Here is a 17,375-nt window from a genome sequence, read left to right as displayed (position 1 = left end):
GACGACCACTCCCCCCTCACCTGCGCCCGCCGCTATGCGGCGGGCGCAGGTGAGGGGGGAGTGGTCGTCGGAGTGGACCTGGAGGTTGTAGTGGACGCCGAGGTGGACCCGCTCGGCCTGGTGGGCGGCCATGCCGGGGGTTCGGTCGCGGCGGGTCGCCTCTCGGGCGGTCGCTACGTCGGCGCGGCAGCGCACGCCGACCCAGAACACGGTCAGTCCCTCCAGATGGCTGCGCAGCCGTGCTTGCGAGACGCTCGAATCCAGGAAGACGTCGTCAAGCACGATCTGGGTTCCGGAGCGGACCACGGCGACGAGACCGGCAAGCCACGCGGCCTCGAGCTGACGGAAGTCCTCGCCGAGCTCGACCTCTCCGTCCTCTGCGTAGGACACTCCGGCATCGTCCCGACCGTCGAGGTTCGGCGGAAGCGCGTCGATCAGATCGTCGATGGAGAAGCGGAGCCAGGGGTCGGGGAGGAGCGTCTGCAGGCAGCGGGCGATCGTGGTCTTGCCCGAGCTGGAGCCGCCATTGAGGACGATGAGATCGGGAACGATGAGGGAGTCCTTCCGTTCGTGAGCGTCTGGGAAGCAGAGGCGGCGGGAACGACGGAGCCGCCCGGACGTCGCGCAGGGCGACGGCCGGACGGCTCCGGGGTGGCGGCTAGCCGCGCTCGGCGCGCTGGCGGCGCAGCGCGGCGAGCAGGAGCCCGCCGATGCCGCCGGCGACCAGCAGGGCGCCGAGGCCCAGCGGCAGCCCGATGTCGGCTCCGGTCGAGGCCAGGGGCGGGCGTCCGCCGGGGTGCGGGGCGACCGGCGCCGGCGTGCTGCCCGGGGTTGGAGCGTTCGTCGGAGCGTTCGTCGGCGCGGTGGTGGGAGCGGTCGTCGGGGGGACGGTCGGCTCCGCGATCGGGGGGACGGGCGGCCCGGCGGTCGGAGTCGCGCTGGGCTCCGGAGTCGGCGTGGTCGGGTTCTTCTCGGCGTCGATCGCGGAGGTGTCCGCGGCGAACGAGGCGGTCACGAACGCGATGGCCTTGGACGTGATGCCCAGCGCCTCCTGATTGATGTTGTCGATGTCATCGGCGGCGGAGTGGTAGTTCGGGTCGTGCGTGATGCCGGCGGTACCGCCGAACAGCGCGACCTCCTCCTCCGTCTTGACGTCGTCGGCGCCGGTGAAGACTCCCGAGGACGGGATGCCCACCGAGATGAAGCCGTCGTAGTCGCTACGACCGTCGAAGGCGGTGTCGATCCAGGGCTGGTCGATCGAGTCGAAGTAGTCGGTGAATGCCTTCTCGGTCGCGATCGAGCCGGCCGGCACCTCCACGGGAGCCTCGTAGGTGGACTCATTCGCGTCGTACACGGAAATCACGTAGTTCGGCGAGGCGACCATGTCGAAGTTCATGTAGGTCGCGATCGTCGAGGCGTCCTCCTCCGACAGGGAGTCGACGTAGGTGTACGAGCCGACCAGGCCCACCTCCTCGGCGCCCCACCAGGCGAAGCGGACCGCGTTGGTGGTCTCGCCCGCGGCGGCCAGCTGCACGGCCGTCTCGAGCAGCGTCGCGGATCCGGAGCCGTTGTCGTTGATGCCGGGGCCGGCGGGCACGCTGTCGAGGTGCGCGCCGAGCATGACCACGTTGTCGTGGTCGCCACCCGGGGTCTCGGTGACGATGTTGAAGGTCGCCACCTCGGTGGTGGTCTGCTCGATCAGCACCGAGACGCTGGCGGGCAGGGCGGCCAGGAGCGCCTGGCCCTCGGCCTGGGTGAGTCCGACGCCGGGGACCGCGGCCTCGTCCTGTGCGCCGAAGGTGCCGTTGAGGGCATCGCTCGGGGCGTTGTCGTAGATCAGGATCGCCGAGGCGCCCGCGGCACCGGCGGCGATCGACTTCTCGAGGAAGCTGCAGGAGCCGCGACTGACAAGCGCGACCTTGCCGGTGGCGTCGAGTCCGGTCCAGGCATCGGCGCTGCAGCCCAGCGGATCGACGGGTGCGATCAGTTCGCCGGTCACGCCGCCCTCGGGTGTCGACGGAGTAAACTCCATCGGGGTGCCGACGGCGCCGGTGCCGGTGGTCAGCGTGAAGGCATCGATCGTCTGGGTCGAGGTGGTGAAGTCCTGGCGGGTCGTGGTGTAACCGGCGGATGCGAGGACCGCTTCGACGTACTCCCCGCTCAGCTCGTAGCCCGGAGTGCCGATCGCCCGGGTGCCGCCGTTGGCGTCCGCGATGGCCTGGAGCGCCTCCAGGTGGGTCATGATGCCGTCGACCGTCACGGTGTCGGCGAAGGCGACCGGCTCGACGGCGTTCGCCGCCGGGGCGAAGGCGAGACCGGCGACGAGGGCGCCCGCACCGATCATCGCGCTCGAGCCGATCAGTGAGCGGCGTCGACGGCCGCTCGGGGTGTTCGTGGTGGTTCGCGCCACTGGGGCTCCCTCTCCTCGAGAACGGGCCGCCGCGTCGGCGGTCCGGACGGGTTCCTCCCTGAAGACTGGGAGAAAATCGCGTCTTCTGCGAGGGTATTCACAGGAAGGAGATCCGCCCAGTCCCTCCCTGCCAGATTTCATCCGCTCGAAACACGGCGTCTGCGCTCACACCGTCGCCGGGCTCTCGGCCCACTCGCGGAGCATCGCGAGGGTCGCAGTGGGGTTGTCGCGCCAGGCGCCGCGCCCAGCCGCGGTCGCGGGCAGCGGCACGCACCGCGACCGCTCCGCCGAGCGAGTGGCCGACGACGAGGTCGAACGGCCCTCGCACGAGGGCGTCGTCGGCGTAGGCGTCACGTCGGTAGGAGCCGTGCCGCGGCGCTGCCCGCCGGCATCGTCTCTAGAGCCTCAATCGAACCGAGGGTCGCGGCCGGTGCGCTCGCCGGTCGCGAGTCCCGCGATCACCGCGAGATCCTCCTCGTCGAGAGTGAAGTCGAAGACGTCGAGGTTCTCGCGAATCCGCTCCGGAGTCACCGACTTCGGGATCACCACGACGCCGAGCTGCACGTGCCAGCGCAGGACCGCCTGCGCCGGCGAGACGCCGTGCTTCGCCGCCACGCGCGCGAGCGCGGGCTCGCCGAGCAGCCGCCCCCGGGCCAGAGGGGACCAGGATTCGGTGACGATGCCGTGGGCGGTGTCGAAGGCGCGCAGCTCCTCCTGCGGCAGCCTCGGGTGCAACTCCACCTGATTGATCGCGGGCACGACGCCGGTCTCCTCGAGCAGGCGCTGCACGTGCTCCTCGGCGAAGTTCGACACGCCGATCGAGCGGGCCCGCCCCTCGCTCTGCAGGCGCTCGAGCGCGCGGTAGGTGTCGACGTAGCGGTCTCGAGAGGGGATCGGCCAGTGCACGAGGTAGAGGTCGACGTAGTCGGTACCCAGCAGCTCGAGGCTGCGGTCGAAGGCGGCGAGAGTCTCGTCGAACCCGTGGTCATCGTTCCAGACCTTCGTGGTGACGAAGACCTGCTCGCGGGGGAGGCCGCTCGCCCGGATACCCGCGCCGACGCCGCGCTCGTTGCCGTAGAGCGTCGCGGTATCGACGTGGCGGTAGCCGGCCTCCAGGGCGAGGGCGACCGTGCGGGCCGCCTCCTCGTCGCCGATCTTGTAGACGCCGAGCCCGAGCTGAGGGATCGCGCGGCCGTCGTTGAGGGGGATCAGGGGGACGCTCATGCCCCCATGCTGACACGTGGGCTCACACGTTCCAGGCGAGCTCGCCGTGCGCTCCGACGCGCACACCGTCCTCGATCAGCGCCGCGAGACCGGCCACCCCGAAGAGGAGGCGCCGCTCGGCACGCGCCACGTCGCTCCGCTCGATGATGCCGCGCACGGCGAAGTGCACGTCGTGACCCGCCTGCAGACCCTCGACCCCGGCTCGGCCGCGACGTGCGCGCACCGGGCGGTGCCCGACGCCGAGACCGCGCCAGAGGGAGCCGGTCTCGAGGACGACGGCTGTCTCGGAGGCGAGCACACCGTGCTGCTCCCGGTGCGCGGTGAGTTGCCAGCCATAGCCGAGGTGGTGCAGACGCATCGAGTGCGGGCCGCGGAAGGCGTGCGCGGACTGCTCACGGCGGAAATAGACGGGACTGGGCCGGAACGAGCCCTGCCAGAGAGCGGCGGCGAGCTCGGTGCACCACTCAGGGCTCTCGGGGTCTGACCACGGGTCGAGCAGGTCGGTGCGGGCAGCGGAGCGACGGTGCTCGCGCACCAGTTCTTCCGCGTCCTCCCGCAGCCCCATGCCATCGTCCTCCCGAGCCGTGGGGCCCCACACTAGGGGGCCCACGGATGGCGGACAACGGGATGTCGCCCTACGAGGGGAGGGTGACGGGTTCCGTGTCGGGAAGGGGGCTGGCGTCACGTCCGCGCAGGTCCGGGTGGTAGCGGCGGCCGAGCAGCGGCACCAGGAAGCCGACCAGCGCGAACGCGGCGGCGACGAGGATCGCGGCGGTTGGACCGGCCTGGTCGATCTGCACCCCGGCGATGGCGGAGCCGAGCGCGGCCCCGATCAGCTGACCCGTGCCGACCCAGCCGTAGGCCTCCGCGGTGTCCGAGAAGCGCACGCTGGAGGCGGTGATCGCGAACAGGGCCGCGAGAGCGGGGGCGATGCCGATGCCGGCGAGGAAGAGGGTGACGCAGAGCCACCAGAAGTCGGTCGAGACGGCCGCCAGGCCCATGCCGACCGTGACGATCAGCATCCGCCGCGCCGTCGCCCACCGGCTGATCGGAATGTGGCCGAGGGCGAGTCCGCCGGCCAGGGAGCCCGCCGCGAACACCGCGAGCACGACGCCGGATTCGACTCCGCCCTCGCCGAAGACCGCGACGACGCCCGCCTCCACAGCCGAGCAGGCGCCGATCAGGAGGAAGCCGACGATCGTCGCCAGCAGCACCGGGGGCTTGGTCAGCACCACTCCGAGGCGGCGCTTGGAGCGCGGAATGCGCACGCGACCCACCTCGGGCGAGGCGATGAACCAGATGCCGCCGCCGATCAGGAACGCGGCGGCGGTCAGGATGCCCGCGACCGTCGACACCTGGATCGAGATGACGGTGGCCAACACCGGGCCGAGCACCCAGATGATCTCCTGGGCGGAGGCGTCGAGCGAGAAGAGCGGAGTGAGCTGCGAGCTGGTCACCATCTTGGGGTAGATGGTCCGCACGGCCGGCTGCACGGGTGGCATGCTGAGGCCCGCGATGAAGCCGATCACCACGAACTGCCACACCTCGAGCGGCAGCACGGCCATCGCGATGATCGCGCTCGCGCAGACCACGAGGGTGATCGTGAGCACGCGGCGCATCCCGAGCCGACCCATCAGGCGGCTGGTCAGCGGCCCCGCGATCGCCTGCCCGATCGACATCGAGCCGAGCACCAGGCCGGCGGCCGCATACGAGTGGTGCACCCGCTCCACGTGCAGGAGGAACGCGAGCGAGAGCATCCCGAACGGGAAGCGCGCGGTCAGCTGCGCGAGGATGATGCGCCCCACCCCGGGGGTCTTCACAAGATCGGTGTAGCTGCCCACCGGACGACCCTAGCGCCCCTCGAGGGAACCCCGGGCGGTCGAGGGAGCCTGCTTCAGGGGGCTCCCTCGACGGGTCGGGGTTCCCTCGGCGGAGGAGAGGGGGTCAGGGGGTCAGGACTTTGCGGATGCGTTGGAGAGAGGCGCTCTCGGCGGTGCCGAGCGACTGCGCGAAGAAACTCACCCGCAGCTCCTCCAGGAGCCAGCGGGCGCGCTCGATCCGCTCAGGGGCGTGCGCGGGCAGCGGTACGCCGCCGCCGGCGGAGCGGTAGAGCTCCTGCGCGGCCTGCACCTCGTTCAGCCAGATGCGGTCGCGGCCCACGTTCTCGGCGATCTTGCCGAAGCGCTCGGTGATCGCCGCGAGGTAGCGCGGGAGGTGCCGCAGCCGCTCCACTCCGGTCGCCGAGACGAAGCCGGGGTAGACCAGGCCCGAGAGCTGCTCGCGCGCGTCGGTGAGCGCAGGCAGGAGCGCCATGCTCGTCGAGGCCTTGAGCGCCTTCTCGACGCCGCGGGCGGTGGTCAGGATCGTAGTGACGGTCTTCACGGTCTCGAACATCGCATCCATCACGCTCGCCGAGACGCGGTCGCGCACGGCATCGAACTCGGCGCGCAGGAAGAGCATGCCGTCGGGCTTCATCCGCCAGAGCACCGCGTCGACGCAGGCGAGCAAGCAGTCGCTGAAGAGCGCTGTGGTGTTCTGGTACGGGCTCTGCGCGAGCACGAGCTTCTCGTTCGAGGTGAGGTGCTGCTGCACGTAGGCGACGGGGCTCGGCGTCGCGAGCAGGAGGAGGCGGCGGACGCCTCGAGGGTGCTCGCGCGCCTGGTCCTCGGCGGTGGCGAGCAGGCGGATGGACACCGAGTCGCCGTCGTCGATCAGGGCCGGGTAGGCGCGGATCGTGTTTCCGCCCTGCCGGGTGTCGGTGACGCGGGGCAGCTCCGGCATGTCCCACGTCTTCAGTCCCCGGCGCTCGAGCGCGTCGGGCACGCGGGCCTCGACGACGCGCGCGACCTCGTCGCGCACCCGGCCGCGCAGCCGTTCGGCCAGCGGGGCGAGCTCCTTGCCGGCGGCGATCGTGCGCCCCCGCTCGTCGGCGACCGCGAAGGTGACGCGCAGGTGCGAGGGGATCCGCTCGAGGTCGAAGTCCTCGGGCTGCACTACCACTCCGGCCTCGCGGCGGATCGCTCCGGCGAGGGTCGCGGCGAACGACTCCGTCGGCGGATTCGGCACGTCGTGCGGGAGGGCGGCGGTGAGCTTCCGCGCCCAGTCGTTCGCGGGCACAACATTCCGGCGCAGGTGCTTGGGCAGCGCCTTGATCATCGCGGTCACCAGCTCGGCGCGGAGCCCCGGCACCAGCCAGTCGAAGCCGAGCGGAGTGACGCGCGGCAGCAGCGCGAGCGGCACGTGCACCGTCACTCCGTCCTCCTCCGTCCCCGGCTCGAACCGGTACGAGAGCCGTAGGCGCTGGTCGGCCTGGCGCCACTGGGTCGGGAACGCGGTCTCATCGACCTGCTCCGCGTCCTCGGGCAGCAGAGTCTCCTGCGTCATCGTCAGCAGGTCGGGCTCGTCGTGCTGAGTAGTGCGCCACCAGGAGTCGAAGGAGCGCACGGAGGTGATGTCGCGCGGGAGGCGGCGGTCGTAGAAGTCGAAGACCGCCTCGTCGTCGACGAGCAGGTCGCGGCGGCGGGTGCGCTCCTCGAGGCGCTCGAGTTCGGCGCGCAGGGCCCGGTTCTTCTTGTCGAACGCGTGCCGTGACTCCCATTCGCCGTCGACGAGGGCGTGTCGGATGAACAGCTCCCGGGCGTAGGAGGCGTCGATTCGCGAGAACTGGACGCGGCGGCGCGCGATGATCGGCACTCCGTAGAGCGTGACCTTCTCGTAGGCGACGGCCGCGCCCTGCGACTTCTCCCAGTGCGGCTCGCTGAACTGCCGCTTCACCAGGTCACCGGCGATCGCCTCAGCCCAGGCCGGGTCGATCGCCGCGTTCGAGCGCGCGAAGAGGCGGCTCGTCTCGACCAGCTCGGCGCTCATCACCGCGTCGGGCAGCTTCTTGGCCAGGGCGCTCCCGGGGAAGATCGAGAACTTCGCGTTGCGGGCGCCGAGGTACTGCACGTTCTGGCGCTCGCGGTTCTTCGCCGCACGCTGCGCCTGCTGCGAAGTGGTGTCCTTGATGCCCAGGTGCGAGAGCAGGCCGGCCAACAGGCTCCGGTGGATCCCGTCGGGGTCGACCTTCGGCTCACCGAGCTCGAGCTTGAGCGGACGCGCGAGCTGGCGCAGCTGACGGAACACGTCCTGCCACTCGCGCACGCGCAGGTAGTTGAGGTACTCGGCCTTGCACAGGCGGCGGAAGGCGCTGGAGGAGAGCTCGTCCTGCTTCTCCTCAAGGTAGTTCCAGAGGTTCAGGAGGGTGAGGAAGTCGCTGGTCGGATCGACGAAGCGCGCGTGCTGCTGGTCGGCCTGCGCTCGGCGCTCGAGCGGGCGCTCGCGGACGTCCTGGATCGTGAGACCCGCGACGATCGCCATCACCTCGCGGCTGACGCCGTGCCGGCGCGACTCGATGACCATCCGCCCGAAGCGCGGATCGATCGGGAGCCGCGCGAGATCCCGCCCGATCCGCGTGAGCTGCGGCGCCGCCGCCTCGTCCCCCTTCCGCGAGATGCCACTTGGGTACGCCTTCTGCGGCGTGTCGCGTACCGAAGTGGCATCTCGCGGAAGGGAGGGGGAGGTGGGGGTGCGGAGGGCGCCGAGTTCCGTGAGCAGGTCGAGGCCGTCCTTGATACCGCGGGAGTCGGGAGGCGTGAGGAAGGGGAACGAGGCGATGTCGCCGAGGCCGAGCGAGATCATCTGCAGGATGACGGCGGCCAGGCCCGTGCGCAGGATCTCGGGGTCGGTGTACTCGGGGCGGCGGAGGTAGTCCTCCTCGGAGTAGAGGCGGATCGCGATGCCCGCGCTGGTGCGACCCGAGCGGCCCGAGCGCTGATTCGCCGACGCCTGCGAGACGGCCTCGATCGGTAGCCGCTGCACCTTCGATCGCGCGCTGTAACGGGAGATACGGGCCGTGCCGCCGTCGATCACGTAGCGGATCCCGGGGACCGTGAGGCTTGTCTCCGCCACGTTGGTCGCGAGGACGACGCGGCGCCGGACGCCAGGGGTGCGCCCCTTCTCGAAGACGCGGTGCTGATCGGCGGCGGAGAGCCGGCCGTAGAGGGGGAGCACCTCCGTGCCGGGCAGGTTCCGCCCGCGGATCGCGTCCTCGGCGTCGCGGATCTCGTTCTCGCCCGAGAGGAACACCAGCACGTCGCCCGGATCCTCGCGGGCCAGTTCGGCCAGGGCGTCAGTGATGCCGGTCATCAGGTCGCGGCTGCCGCTCGTCGCGTCCGGGACGTCGGTGTCGTCGTCCTCCTCCGGCTCCTCGGCGACCAGCGGCCGGTAGCGGACCTCGACCGGGTAGGTGCGGCCGGACACCTCGATGATCGGAGCCGGCTCGCCCGCGGCGTCGGCGAAGTGAGCCGCGAAGCTCTGCGGGTCGATCGTCGCGGAGGTGATGATCACCTTGAGGTCGGGTCGTTGCGGCAGCAGGCGGTGCAGGTAGCCCAGGAGGAAGTCGATGTTCAGGCTGCGCTCGTGCGCCTCATCGATGATGATCGTGTCGTACCGGCTGAGCATCCGGTCGTGGTTCATCTCATTGAGCAGGATGCCGTCCGTCATCAGCTTGATCCGGGTCGACGCGGACGCCTTATCGGTGAACCGGACCTGATAGCCGACCAGCCCGCCGACCTCGTCGTCGAGTTCCTCCGCGATACGCTCGGCGATGGTGCGGGCCGCGATGCGGCGCGGCTGGGTGTGCGCGATGCTCTCGCGCCCGAGCTCGAGGCAGATCTTGGGCAGCTGGGTCGTCTTGCCGGATCCGGTGGCTCCGGCGACGATGACCACCTGGTGGTCGCGGATTGCCGCGGCAATGTCCTCGCGCCGCGCCGACACGGGCAGTTCGGGCGGGTAGCGGATGCTGAGCACGTCTGACATGAGCCCTCCATCCTACGCCGCGTGCGACAATGCCCTGTCCCGCGAAACGTCGTGGGACGTCCTGCCCGGTCGGGCGCTTCGGCGCCGGTCGACCGCGGCGCACAATCCCGTGGAGCACCCGATGAATCCGCAGTCCCTGCTGGTCGTGCTGAACATCGTGCTGCTGCTGTTCGCGATTCAGGGAGTGGTGTCGAATCCGCGGCTCTCGAAGGTCGCGAAGGTCGCCTGGGTGGCGTTCATCGTGATCGCCCCGTTCGTCGGAAGCCTCGCCTACCTGGCCCTCGGCCGTCGCGGCGGGAGCGGCGGAGGCGGCGGAGGCGGCACCGTCGTCCGCGGCACGGAGCGGCCGACGGGCTGGTTCTTCGAGCGCTGAGCGACGAGAGCCCGCGGCGACCGTTGGTCCCGGCAAGCCCCTGACCTGTGGCATACCCCACGTCTAGCGTGGAACGCATGGCCGAACGTCTGCGCTCCAGTGTCAGCCCCTACCTCCGCTCGCACGCGGACAATCCGGTCGACTGGTTCCCCTGGGGCGAGGAGGCGTTCGCCGAGGCGGTCCGCCGAGACGTCCCGGTGCTGATCTCGATCGGTTACTCCACCTGCCACTGGTGCCATGTGATGGCGCGGGAGTCGTTCTCGGATCCGGTGCTCGCCGCGCGCCTGAACGCCGACGTCGTCGCGGTGAAGGTCGACCGGGAGGAGCATCCCGACGTCGACACCGCCTACCTGACTGCCGCGAGCGCCTTCACCCGCCAGCTGGGCTGGCCGCTGACCGTTTTCGCGACCCCCGCCGGCGAGACCTTCTTCGCCGGGACCTACTTCCCTCCGCGGGCCGTCGGCGGCGTGCCCGCCTTCTCCGATGTGCTCGAGGCGGTCTCGGAGGCGTGGCGGCTGCGGCGCGAGGAGGTGCAAGCGACAGCTGGCGGACTCGCCGCGGCACTGCGCGAGGCGACCGCGGCGTTGCCGAGCGACTCCGGCCTTCCAGACGACGCCGCGCTGGACGCCGCAGTGGATGCGCTCGCGGCGGAGGAGGACCTCGTGCACGGCGGCTTCGGCGGCGCCCCGAAGTTCCCGGTCGCCCCGGTGCTCGCCTTTTTGGCCTCGCGAGCCTCGGGAGCGGCGCTCGCCGAACGCACGCTGCTCGCGCTCGCCGCGTCGGCGCTCCGCGATCGCGACGGCGGCTTCTTCCGCTACGCGACTCGGGCCGACTGGAGCGACCCGCACTACGAGCGGATGCTCTACGACAATGCGCAGCTGCTCGACGTCGCGGCGGTTCTGCTCGGGCGATCCGACGCCCGGGTCGACGAGCTGACCACGATCGCGGAAGGGATCGCCGCCTTCCTCCTGAGCACCCTCGAGCGGCCGGGCGGCGGATTCGCGTCGGCCCAGGACTCGGAGAGCGTCGTCGACGGGCAGCGCTCGGAGGGCGGCTACTACCTGGCCGAGGAGCGCTCGCGGCTCGCGCCTCCGGCTCTCGACGAGAAGATCGTTACCGGCTGGAATGGCCTGGCGATCCGGGCGCTCGCCCGCGCCGGGCGGATGGTGGGGCGCGAGGAGTGGATCGAGGCGGCCCGCCGCGCCGCCCACGCCGTGGTGCAGCGGCACATGGCCGACAGGCGCGTCGTGGCTCGCGCGTCCCTCGACGGCACGGTCTCGGCCGCCCGCCCAGCGCTGGAGGACGTGGGGATGCTCGCCGGCGGTTTCCTCGAGCTCGCGCTCGCCGAGGGTCGGCCGCGCTTCGCGGTCGCCGCGCGCACCCTGATCGACGGCGCGCTCGACGCGGCCGAGGGCCCGCTGCCGTTTGCGCTCCCGGGCGGAGGCGACCCGGTGCTGACTGCGCGCGGTCTGCAGCTCGCGGCGGATCCCTCGGAGGGCGCTTACCCCTCCGGGCTCTCGGCGACCGCGGACGCGGCGCACGAGCTGTACCTTCTCACCGGGTTCCAGCGCTACCGGGAGGCGGCGGAGGCGGTGGTCGCCGCGATCGCGCCCGGTGCACTCCGGCAACCGATGGGTTTCGGTGCCGTACTCGCGCTGGCGTCGCGGCTCGCGCGTCCGGTGCGGCAGCTGGTGGTCGTCGGTCCCGGAGCCGCGGAGGCGGTACGCGGGGCGCGGTCGGCCGGTTTCGGGGTCCTCGTCGGCGTCTCGGACGAGGGCGCGCGGGAGTGGGCGCACGCGGGCTTCGGACTGTTCGAGGGGAGGACCTCCCGGGAGGACCTGCCGACCGCTTACTCCTGCGAGGCCTTCGTCTGCGCCCTGCCGACCACTCGGCTCCCGGAGGAGCTCATCACGCGGCCGTGACCACGAGCGGCGCCTCGGGATCGGCCGCCCACTCGTTGAGCGAGCCGTCGTAGACCACCGCCGTGTCGACCCCGAGCACCGCGAGCGCGAGAGCGTCGGCGGTGGCCGCGATCCCGCCCGCGCAGTAGAGAACGATCCGCTCGGCCTGGAGGCTCTCGCCGAAGAGCGACCGCAGCCGCTCCGGCGGCAGGAGAGTGTTGTCCGCGCGATTGACCAGGCGCCCGGCTGGGACGTTGCGCGAACCCGGCAGGTGCCCGAGGCGCGGGCGCCGCCCCTCCTCGCCGGTGAACTCCTTCGGCGGCAGTGCGCAGACCAGGGCCCCCGGTGCCTCGCCGCGGACGACGCGCTCGACGCCGGCCTTATCGATCCACAGCGGGCGCTCCTCACGGACCGTGATCCCGCCGCTCGCTGCGGGCTCGACATGCCCGGTCTCGATCGGGCGCTCCTCGCGACGCCAGGCCGAGAGGCCCCCGTCGAGCACCGCGACCGCATCGTGCCCGGCCGCGCGCAGCAGCCACCACAGGCGCGAGGCCCACTGGCCCACCGCGGAGTCGTAGACGACGACCACCGAGTCGTCGTCGATGCCGAGGGCTGCGGTGGCGGCCGCGAACCGCTCGGGGTCGAGGCGCGTGAAGGGGAGGGATGCCTCGGAGTCGGACAGCTGCGCGAGCACGTCGCCGAAGACGGCGCCGGGGACGTGCCCCTCGAGGAGGTACTGCTCATCGCCGCTGAGGTAGCCGAGGCGGCCGTCGAAGCCGGGCACGAGCAGGACGCTCGCATCGACCACGACGAGGTGCTCACGGCCGAGCTGGTCGGCGAGCCACTGGGTCGAAACGATCGGCCGGGCGAGATACGGGGCGGAGGAGGTGCTCACGCCGTCCACGCTAGGCGGCACCACCGACATGCGTGCCCCTGCGCGTCATGCGGGTTCATGTTCGCGCCGTCTCGCGTCGAGGTACCGCCGCCCGCGCGCCTCAGCACTCGATGACGTTCACCGCCAGACCGCCCTCGCTCGTCTCCTTGTATTTCGAGGACATGTCGATGCCGGTCTGACGCATTGTCTCGATCACGGCGTCGAGGGAGACGCGGTGATCGCCGTCGCCGTGCAGCGCAAGGCGGGCGGCGCTCACCGCGGTGGAGGAGGCGATCGCGTTCCGCTCGATGCAGGGGATCTGCACGAGTCCGCCGACCGGATCGCAGGTGAGGCCGAGGTGATGCTCCATCGCGATCTCGGCCGCGTTCTCGACCTGCCCAGGAGTGCCACCGAGCACCGCGCAGAGTGCCCCGGCGGCCATCGCACAGGCCGAGCCGACCTCGCCCTGGCAGCCCGCCTCCGCACCTGAGATCGACGCGTTCGTCTTGCAGAGCGAGCCGATCGCGGTGGCGGTGAGGAGGAAGCGGCGCAGGCCCGCGCGATCGGCGCCCGGCACAAACCGCAGGTAGTAGTGGGCGACGGCGGGGATGATCCCCGCGGCTCCGTTCGTCGGAGCCGTCACCACGCGCCCGCCCGCGGCGTTCTCCTCGTTCACCGCGAGCGCGAAGGCGTGCAGCCACTCCACCGAGGTCGCGCGGGCGCGGTCGAGCGGGTCCTCCTCGAAGGCCTCGAGCCGCTCGCGGAGGACCGATGCGCGGCGGCGCACCCCGAGGCCACCGGGCAGGACGCCGTCGGTCGCCAGGCCGTGCTCGACGCAGGCGGCCATCGCGTCCCAGATCGCGTCGAGGCGGGCGTCGACGTCGACCCCGGGGTGCAGTGCGCGCTCGTTCGCGGCGGCGATCTCGGCGATGCTCGAGCGGGTCCGGTCGCAGATCGCAAGCAGGTCGAGCCCCGAGACGAAGGGGTAGGGGTGCGGAGCCAGGGCCGCCAGCTCGGCGTGCTCGCCCGCTCGGCGGATGAAGCCACCGCCGATCGAGTAGTAGGTCTGCTCCCACACCGGCAGGGCGTCCTCGCCGACCCAGACGCTGAACGTCAGCGCGTTCGGGTGCTCCGGCAGTCGAGTGCGGGGCTCGAAGGCGACGTCGTCCCGCGTCATCGCGAGGCGCTGCTGGCCGGCCAGGAGGATCGCTCCTTCGGCGTCGAGGCGCTGCCAGGCACCGCGCACCAGCGCCGGATCGCACGTCTCGGGGTCCAAGCCGGCGAGCCCGGCGACCACGGCGTCCGGAGTGCCGTGGCCGATCCCCGTGGAACCGAGGGAGCCGTAGAGGGTGCAGACCACGCGGCTCACGCGGCCGAGGAGGCCGGCGTCACGGATCCGCTCAGCGAGGGCGAGGGCCGCGCGCATCGGCCCGACGGTGTGCGAGCTGGACGGGCCGATCCCCACGCTGAACAGGTCGAGGACGGAGACGTAGGCGCTCATCCACCGAGCGTACGCCCGTCCCGGGACGGCGGACGGGCGGGCACCCTCTCGGATGCCCGCCCTCCTCAGCGTGTCGCCGCGGTCACCACTCGCAGTGCACGTGGTTGTCGTGGTCGGGGTCGCCCGGGCCGAGCGTAAGTGTCGCACCCAGGGCGGCGCAGGCGTCCTGCACTGCCTGGTGGTCGGCGCCATTCAGCACGGTCACGCCGTTGATCCGGTCGATGTCGACCGCGTGGCCGGTGTAGTGGCGGGAGGTGCTGCTGTGATCCTCACCCGCGATCGAGGTGACGCGGAGGTCGAAGCCGTACTCCGTGTTCAGGCGGAGCAGCCCGTTCAGCATGGCCGGGTCCAGAGCCACCTCGGTGACTCCCGCATCACCGCCGGAGCTGGTCTTGGCCGGCTTCCCCTCGGCGGTGTCACGGATGTTGACGAGCGAGGTCGAGGCCGCGTCTGCGCCGGAGTCGGCGCCCAGCTCGTAGAGCTCGATGCCCGGATTGTCGAGGATGGCCTGCGCTGTGGCTGCGGAGTCGCCGCTGGGCGGGGGAGTGGTGCCCCCTCCGCCGCCGGTCCCGGCGATCAGAGCCTTCCAGGTGGCGGGTCCGACGATGCCGTCCGCCGTCAGACCGGCTCCGCTCTGGAAGCCGGTCACCGCAGAGTCGGTCCCGGCGCCGAAGACGCCGTCGACCGCGAGGGAGGCGCCGTTCGCGTTCAGCTGGGTCTGCACCGCGCTGACCGCGTCGCCGGTGGAGCCGCTGCGGACGGTGACGGTGAGCGCACCCCAGGTCGCCTCGCCGATCACACCGTCGGCGGCAAGGCCCTTGGCCGACTGGAAGGCGGTGACGGCCCCCGCCGTGCCGGAGCCGAAGGCCCCGTCTACGGCGAGCGACTGGCCGGAGCCACGGAGGAGGTACTGCGCCGTGGTCACGTCCTCACCGCTGGATCCGGAGGAGAGCACGGGCCAGTCGGCTGCCTGGGCACTGGTGGCCCCGCCGACGGTGACGCCGACGGCGAGCAGGACGGCGGTGATGACCGCGAGGATGCGGGAGCGGGCTGTCTGCGGCCGGGCGCTGCCCTCGGTCTCGATGGTGGTGGTCTCGGTGTCGGTGGTCATGATCCTCATCCCTCGCTCTCGACGGCCTCGCGGGCCAGGGTCTCCCACTGCGCGTAGGCGTCCGGCACGCCGGATTTCTGCACGGCCTGCGCCGCAACGGTGACCGACAGCGACTCCCAGCCGGGCACGTCGAGCAGGCCGGAGTTGCTGGTGGGGCTGTTCGCGGCTCCGTAGAAGGCGCGCGACGCGGAGACGGGGTCGATCAGCTCGGCGGCGGTGCCCCAGCCGGAGGAGGGACGCTGCTGGAACAGTCCGACGGAGTCGCGATCGCCGCCGGAGAGGTTGCGCAGGCGCGACTCCTGCATCGCCGTCGCGATCGCGATGACCCAGCCGTATTCGGGGACGCCAGCGGTCTTGCCCTCGGCGATGATCGTGCGCACGTTGGAGAGCTGCTCGTCGCTCAGGGTGGCGAACGTCTCGCCGGGCTGGCCCGGGTCGGGCGTCGAGCCGGAACCGGAGCCGACGAGCGACTGCCATGTCTGCGGGCCGACGACCCCGTCGACCGTGAGGCCGGCCGCGGATTGGAAGCCCTTCACCGCGGCCAGCGTCGCAGCTCCGAACTCGCCGTCGACGCTGAGCCCAGCGCCGGTCTTGTTCAGCTGCACCTGCAGAGCGGTGACGGTTTCGCCGGAGTCGCCGGAGGAGTCGGTCGTGATCAGCGCCGACCAGGTCTGCTGACCGACGATGCCATCGGCCGAGAGCCCCCGGGCACTCTGGAACGCGGTGACCGCGGCGGCGGTACCGGAGCCGAACACGCCGTCCGCGTCGACCGACTGGCCTGCGGCGTTCAGCAGGTGCTGGAGGGTACGGACGTTGGCGCTGTTCTCGCCCTGGGCGACGACGGGCCAGGCGGCGGCCGTGACGGACACCGCCGAGATCTGCGCGGGGGCTGCGACGGCGAGTGGCGCCGTGGCCAGCGACCCGAAGGCGAGAGCGCCACAGGCGACTCCGGCGACCAGGAGGCGGCCCCGGGGCCATCGCGGGCCGGGTGCGGTGGTGGGTGCGGTGGTGGATGCGGTGGTGGTGAACTGTCTCATCGTTTCGTGCACCTCTTCATGGCCGCGAGCGGCCGGACGTCGTTGTCGCGATCGGGGAGTGGGTCTCCCGTGTCCTTCAGGCCTACTCCTGCTCCGGCGCCGCCGGGCCCGCTTGGGATCCAGTGTCCAGAGAGCCTCCACGGAACGCGGAGGGGGATCCGTCGCGCGGGGGAGGCGGCCGGGTCCGAACCGAGCGACACTGCGCACAAGGGCGACACGCCCGGGTTGTCGGCGCGTCGCTCAGACGTGCTGGCTGGCGGAACTCCAGCCGAGGGCACCCGGACGACGACCGTTCCAGGGCCCTCGCCACTCGGGCCCCTCTGCAGGGGAGGCGACGCGCGACCCGCCCGCAGCGATCGACCGGGTGATGCCCGAGCGGCCGGCCTCGTGGAGATCCGCCACACCCTCCGCCAGCTCGTCACCGTGGAGGGCAACATCCCCGCCGCGAGATGCCACTTGTGCGGACGACACGCCGCGAAAGGCGCGCGTAAGTGGCATCTCGCGCAGGACCGGCTCAGCGCAGCGTCTTGCGCGCCGAGATCTGCCCGGTGTCGAAGCCGAGCAGGTGCAGTCCGCCGTGGAAGCGGGCGTGTTCGACCTTGATGCAGCGGTCCATCACGACGGTCAGGCCCTTCGACTCGCCGTACTCGGCCGCCTCCTGGTTCCAGATGCCCAGCTGTACCCAGACCGTGGGAGCGCCGACGGCCAGTACGTCGTCAATCACCGCCGGGATGTCGCTCGCCCTGCGGAACACGTCGACGATGTCGGGGACGACCGGGAGCTCGGCCAGGCTGCGGTAGACCGGCTGCCCGAGGATCTCGGTGGCGTTCGGGTTCACGAAGTACAGCTCGTAGTCGCTCGACTGCTGCAGGTAGGTCGCCACGAAGAAGGAGGAGCGGGCCGGGTTCGGTGAGGCGCCCACGATGGCCACGGTCTTCGCGCGGCGGAGGATGTCGAGGCGGGTGCGCGCGTCGGGGCCGATCCAGGTGCGCTGCGAATGCAGCATCGTCGCGAGAGGTGAATCGGGTGGGACGGAGCAGCTGAGCCCGTTGGACAGCTGGACGACGGTGTCGGTGGTGCTCATG

The 17,375-nt window shown here is 71.6% G+C and carries 13 protein-coding genes; 2 read left to right on the top strand and 11 right to left on the bottom strand.

Annotation, left to right across the window (positions count from 1 at the left end; genetic code table 11):
- From C5D07_RS13950 to hrpA, 6 genes are all read right to left on the bottom strand, one after another.
- Nucleotides 1–537: chloramphenicol phosphotransferase CPT family protein (locus tag C5D07_RS13950; protein WP_282956661.1), on the bottom strand; the 537-nt coding region annotated here is incomplete at its 3' end.
- Nucleotides 538–658: 121 nt separating this feature from the next.
- Nucleotides 659–2,410 (bottom strand): M28 family peptidase, encoded by a 1,752-nt coding sequence (locus tag C5D07_RS13940; protein WP_249028240.1) that lies wholly within the window; start codon nucleotides 2,408–2,410, stop codon nucleotides 659–661.
- 405 nt (nucleotides 2,411–2,815) lie between these two features.
- Entirely contained in the window at nucleotides 2,816–3,634 is an 819-nt protein-coding gene (locus tag C5D07_RS13935) for an aldo/keto reductase (protein WP_068254812.1), read from the bottom strand.
- Between the two features lie 22 nt (nucleotides 3,635–3,656).
- Nucleotides 3,657–4,199, bottom strand: coding sequence for a hypothetical protein (locus tag C5D07_RS13930; protein WP_068254807.1), 543 nt, complete (start codon nucleotides 4,197–4,199; stop codon nucleotides 3,657–3,659).
- Between the two features lie 70 nt (nucleotides 4,200–4,269).
- Nucleotides 4,270–5,475 (bottom strand): MFS transporter, encoded by a 1,206-nt coding sequence (locus C5D07_RS13925; RefSeq protein WP_068254804.1) that lies wholly within the window; start codon nucleotides 5,473–5,475, stop codon nucleotides 4,270–4,272.
- A gap of 103 nt (nucleotides 5,476–5,578) precedes the next feature.
- Nucleotides 5,579–9,493, bottom strand: a complete 3,915-nt coding sequence (gene hrpA / locus C5D07_RS13920) for an ATP-dependent RNA helicase HrpA (RefSeq protein WP_104259582.1) — start codon at nucleotides 9,491–9,493, stop codon at nucleotides 5,579–5,581.
- A 121-nt stretch (nucleotides 9,494–9,614) separates the two neighbouring features.
- Between hrpA and C5D07_RS15835 the strand changes: the two genes are divergently transcribed.
- A complete protein-coding gene (locus C5D07_RS15835) occupies nucleotides 9,615–9,866 on the top strand; it encodes a PLDc N-terminal domain-containing protein (RefSeq protein WP_068251902.1) in 252 nt (83 codons plus the stop codon).
- Between the two features lie 77 nt (nucleotides 9,867–9,943).
- A complete protein-coding gene (locus C5D07_RS13910; protein WP_104259581.1) occupies nucleotides 9,944–11,788 on the top strand; it encodes a thioredoxin domain-containing protein in 1,845 nt (614 codons plus the stop codon).
- Here the strand turns inward: C5D07_RS13910 and C5D07_RS13905 are convergent.
- The 5 genes from C5D07_RS13905 to C5D07_RS13885 all read right to left on the bottom strand — a co-directional run bounded on the left by C5D07_RS13905 (nucleotide 11,775) and on the right by C5D07_RS13885 (nucleotide 17,374).
- A complete protein-coding gene (locus C5D07_RS13905; RefSeq protein WP_167542342.1) occupies nucleotides 11,775–12,662 on the bottom strand; it encodes a sulfurtransferase in 888 nt (295 codons plus the stop codon). The genes C5D07_RS13910 and C5D07_RS13905 overlap by 14 nt on opposite strands.
- 100 nt (nucleotides 12,663–12,762) lie before the next feature.
- Nucleotides 12,763–14,142 carry an L-serine ammonia-lyase gene (locus C5D07_RS13900; protein WP_068251911.1) on the bottom strand — a complete coding sequence of 460 codons (1,380 nt, stop codon included), beginning with the start codon at nucleotides 14,140–14,142 and terminating at the stop codon, nucleotides 12,763–12,765.
- An 82-nt stretch (nucleotides 14,143–14,224) separates the two neighbouring features.
- Nucleotides 14,225–15,253, bottom strand: a complete 1,029-nt coding sequence (locus C5D07_RS13895) for a peptidoglycan-binding protein (protein ID WP_104259580.1) — start codon at nucleotides 15,251–15,253, stop codon at nucleotides 14,225–14,227.
- Between the two features lie 5 nt (nucleotides 15,254–15,258).
- On the bottom strand, nucleotides 15,259–16,290 hold the full coding sequence (locus C5D07_RS13890; protein WP_104259579.1) for a peptidoglycan-binding domain-containing protein: 1,032 nt from the start codon (nucleotides 16,288–16,290) through the stop codon (nucleotides 15,259–15,261).
- Nucleotides 16,291–16,804: 514 nt separating this feature from the next.
- Entirely contained in the window at nucleotides 16,805–17,374 is a 570-nt protein-coding gene (locus tag C5D07_RS13885; protein ID WP_068251914.1) for a CoA-binding protein, read from the bottom strand.
- Nucleotide 17,375: the final 1 nt, after the last annotated feature.

The sequence above is a fragment of the Rathayibacter tritici genome (assembly GCF_002932875.1).
GTDB lineage: Bacteria > Actinomycetota > Actinomycetes > Actinomycetales > Microbacteriaceae > Rathayibacter > Rathayibacter tritici.
Note: the sequence above shows the minus strand (reverse complement) of the source record. Positions and strands in the feature narration are given on the sequence as shown.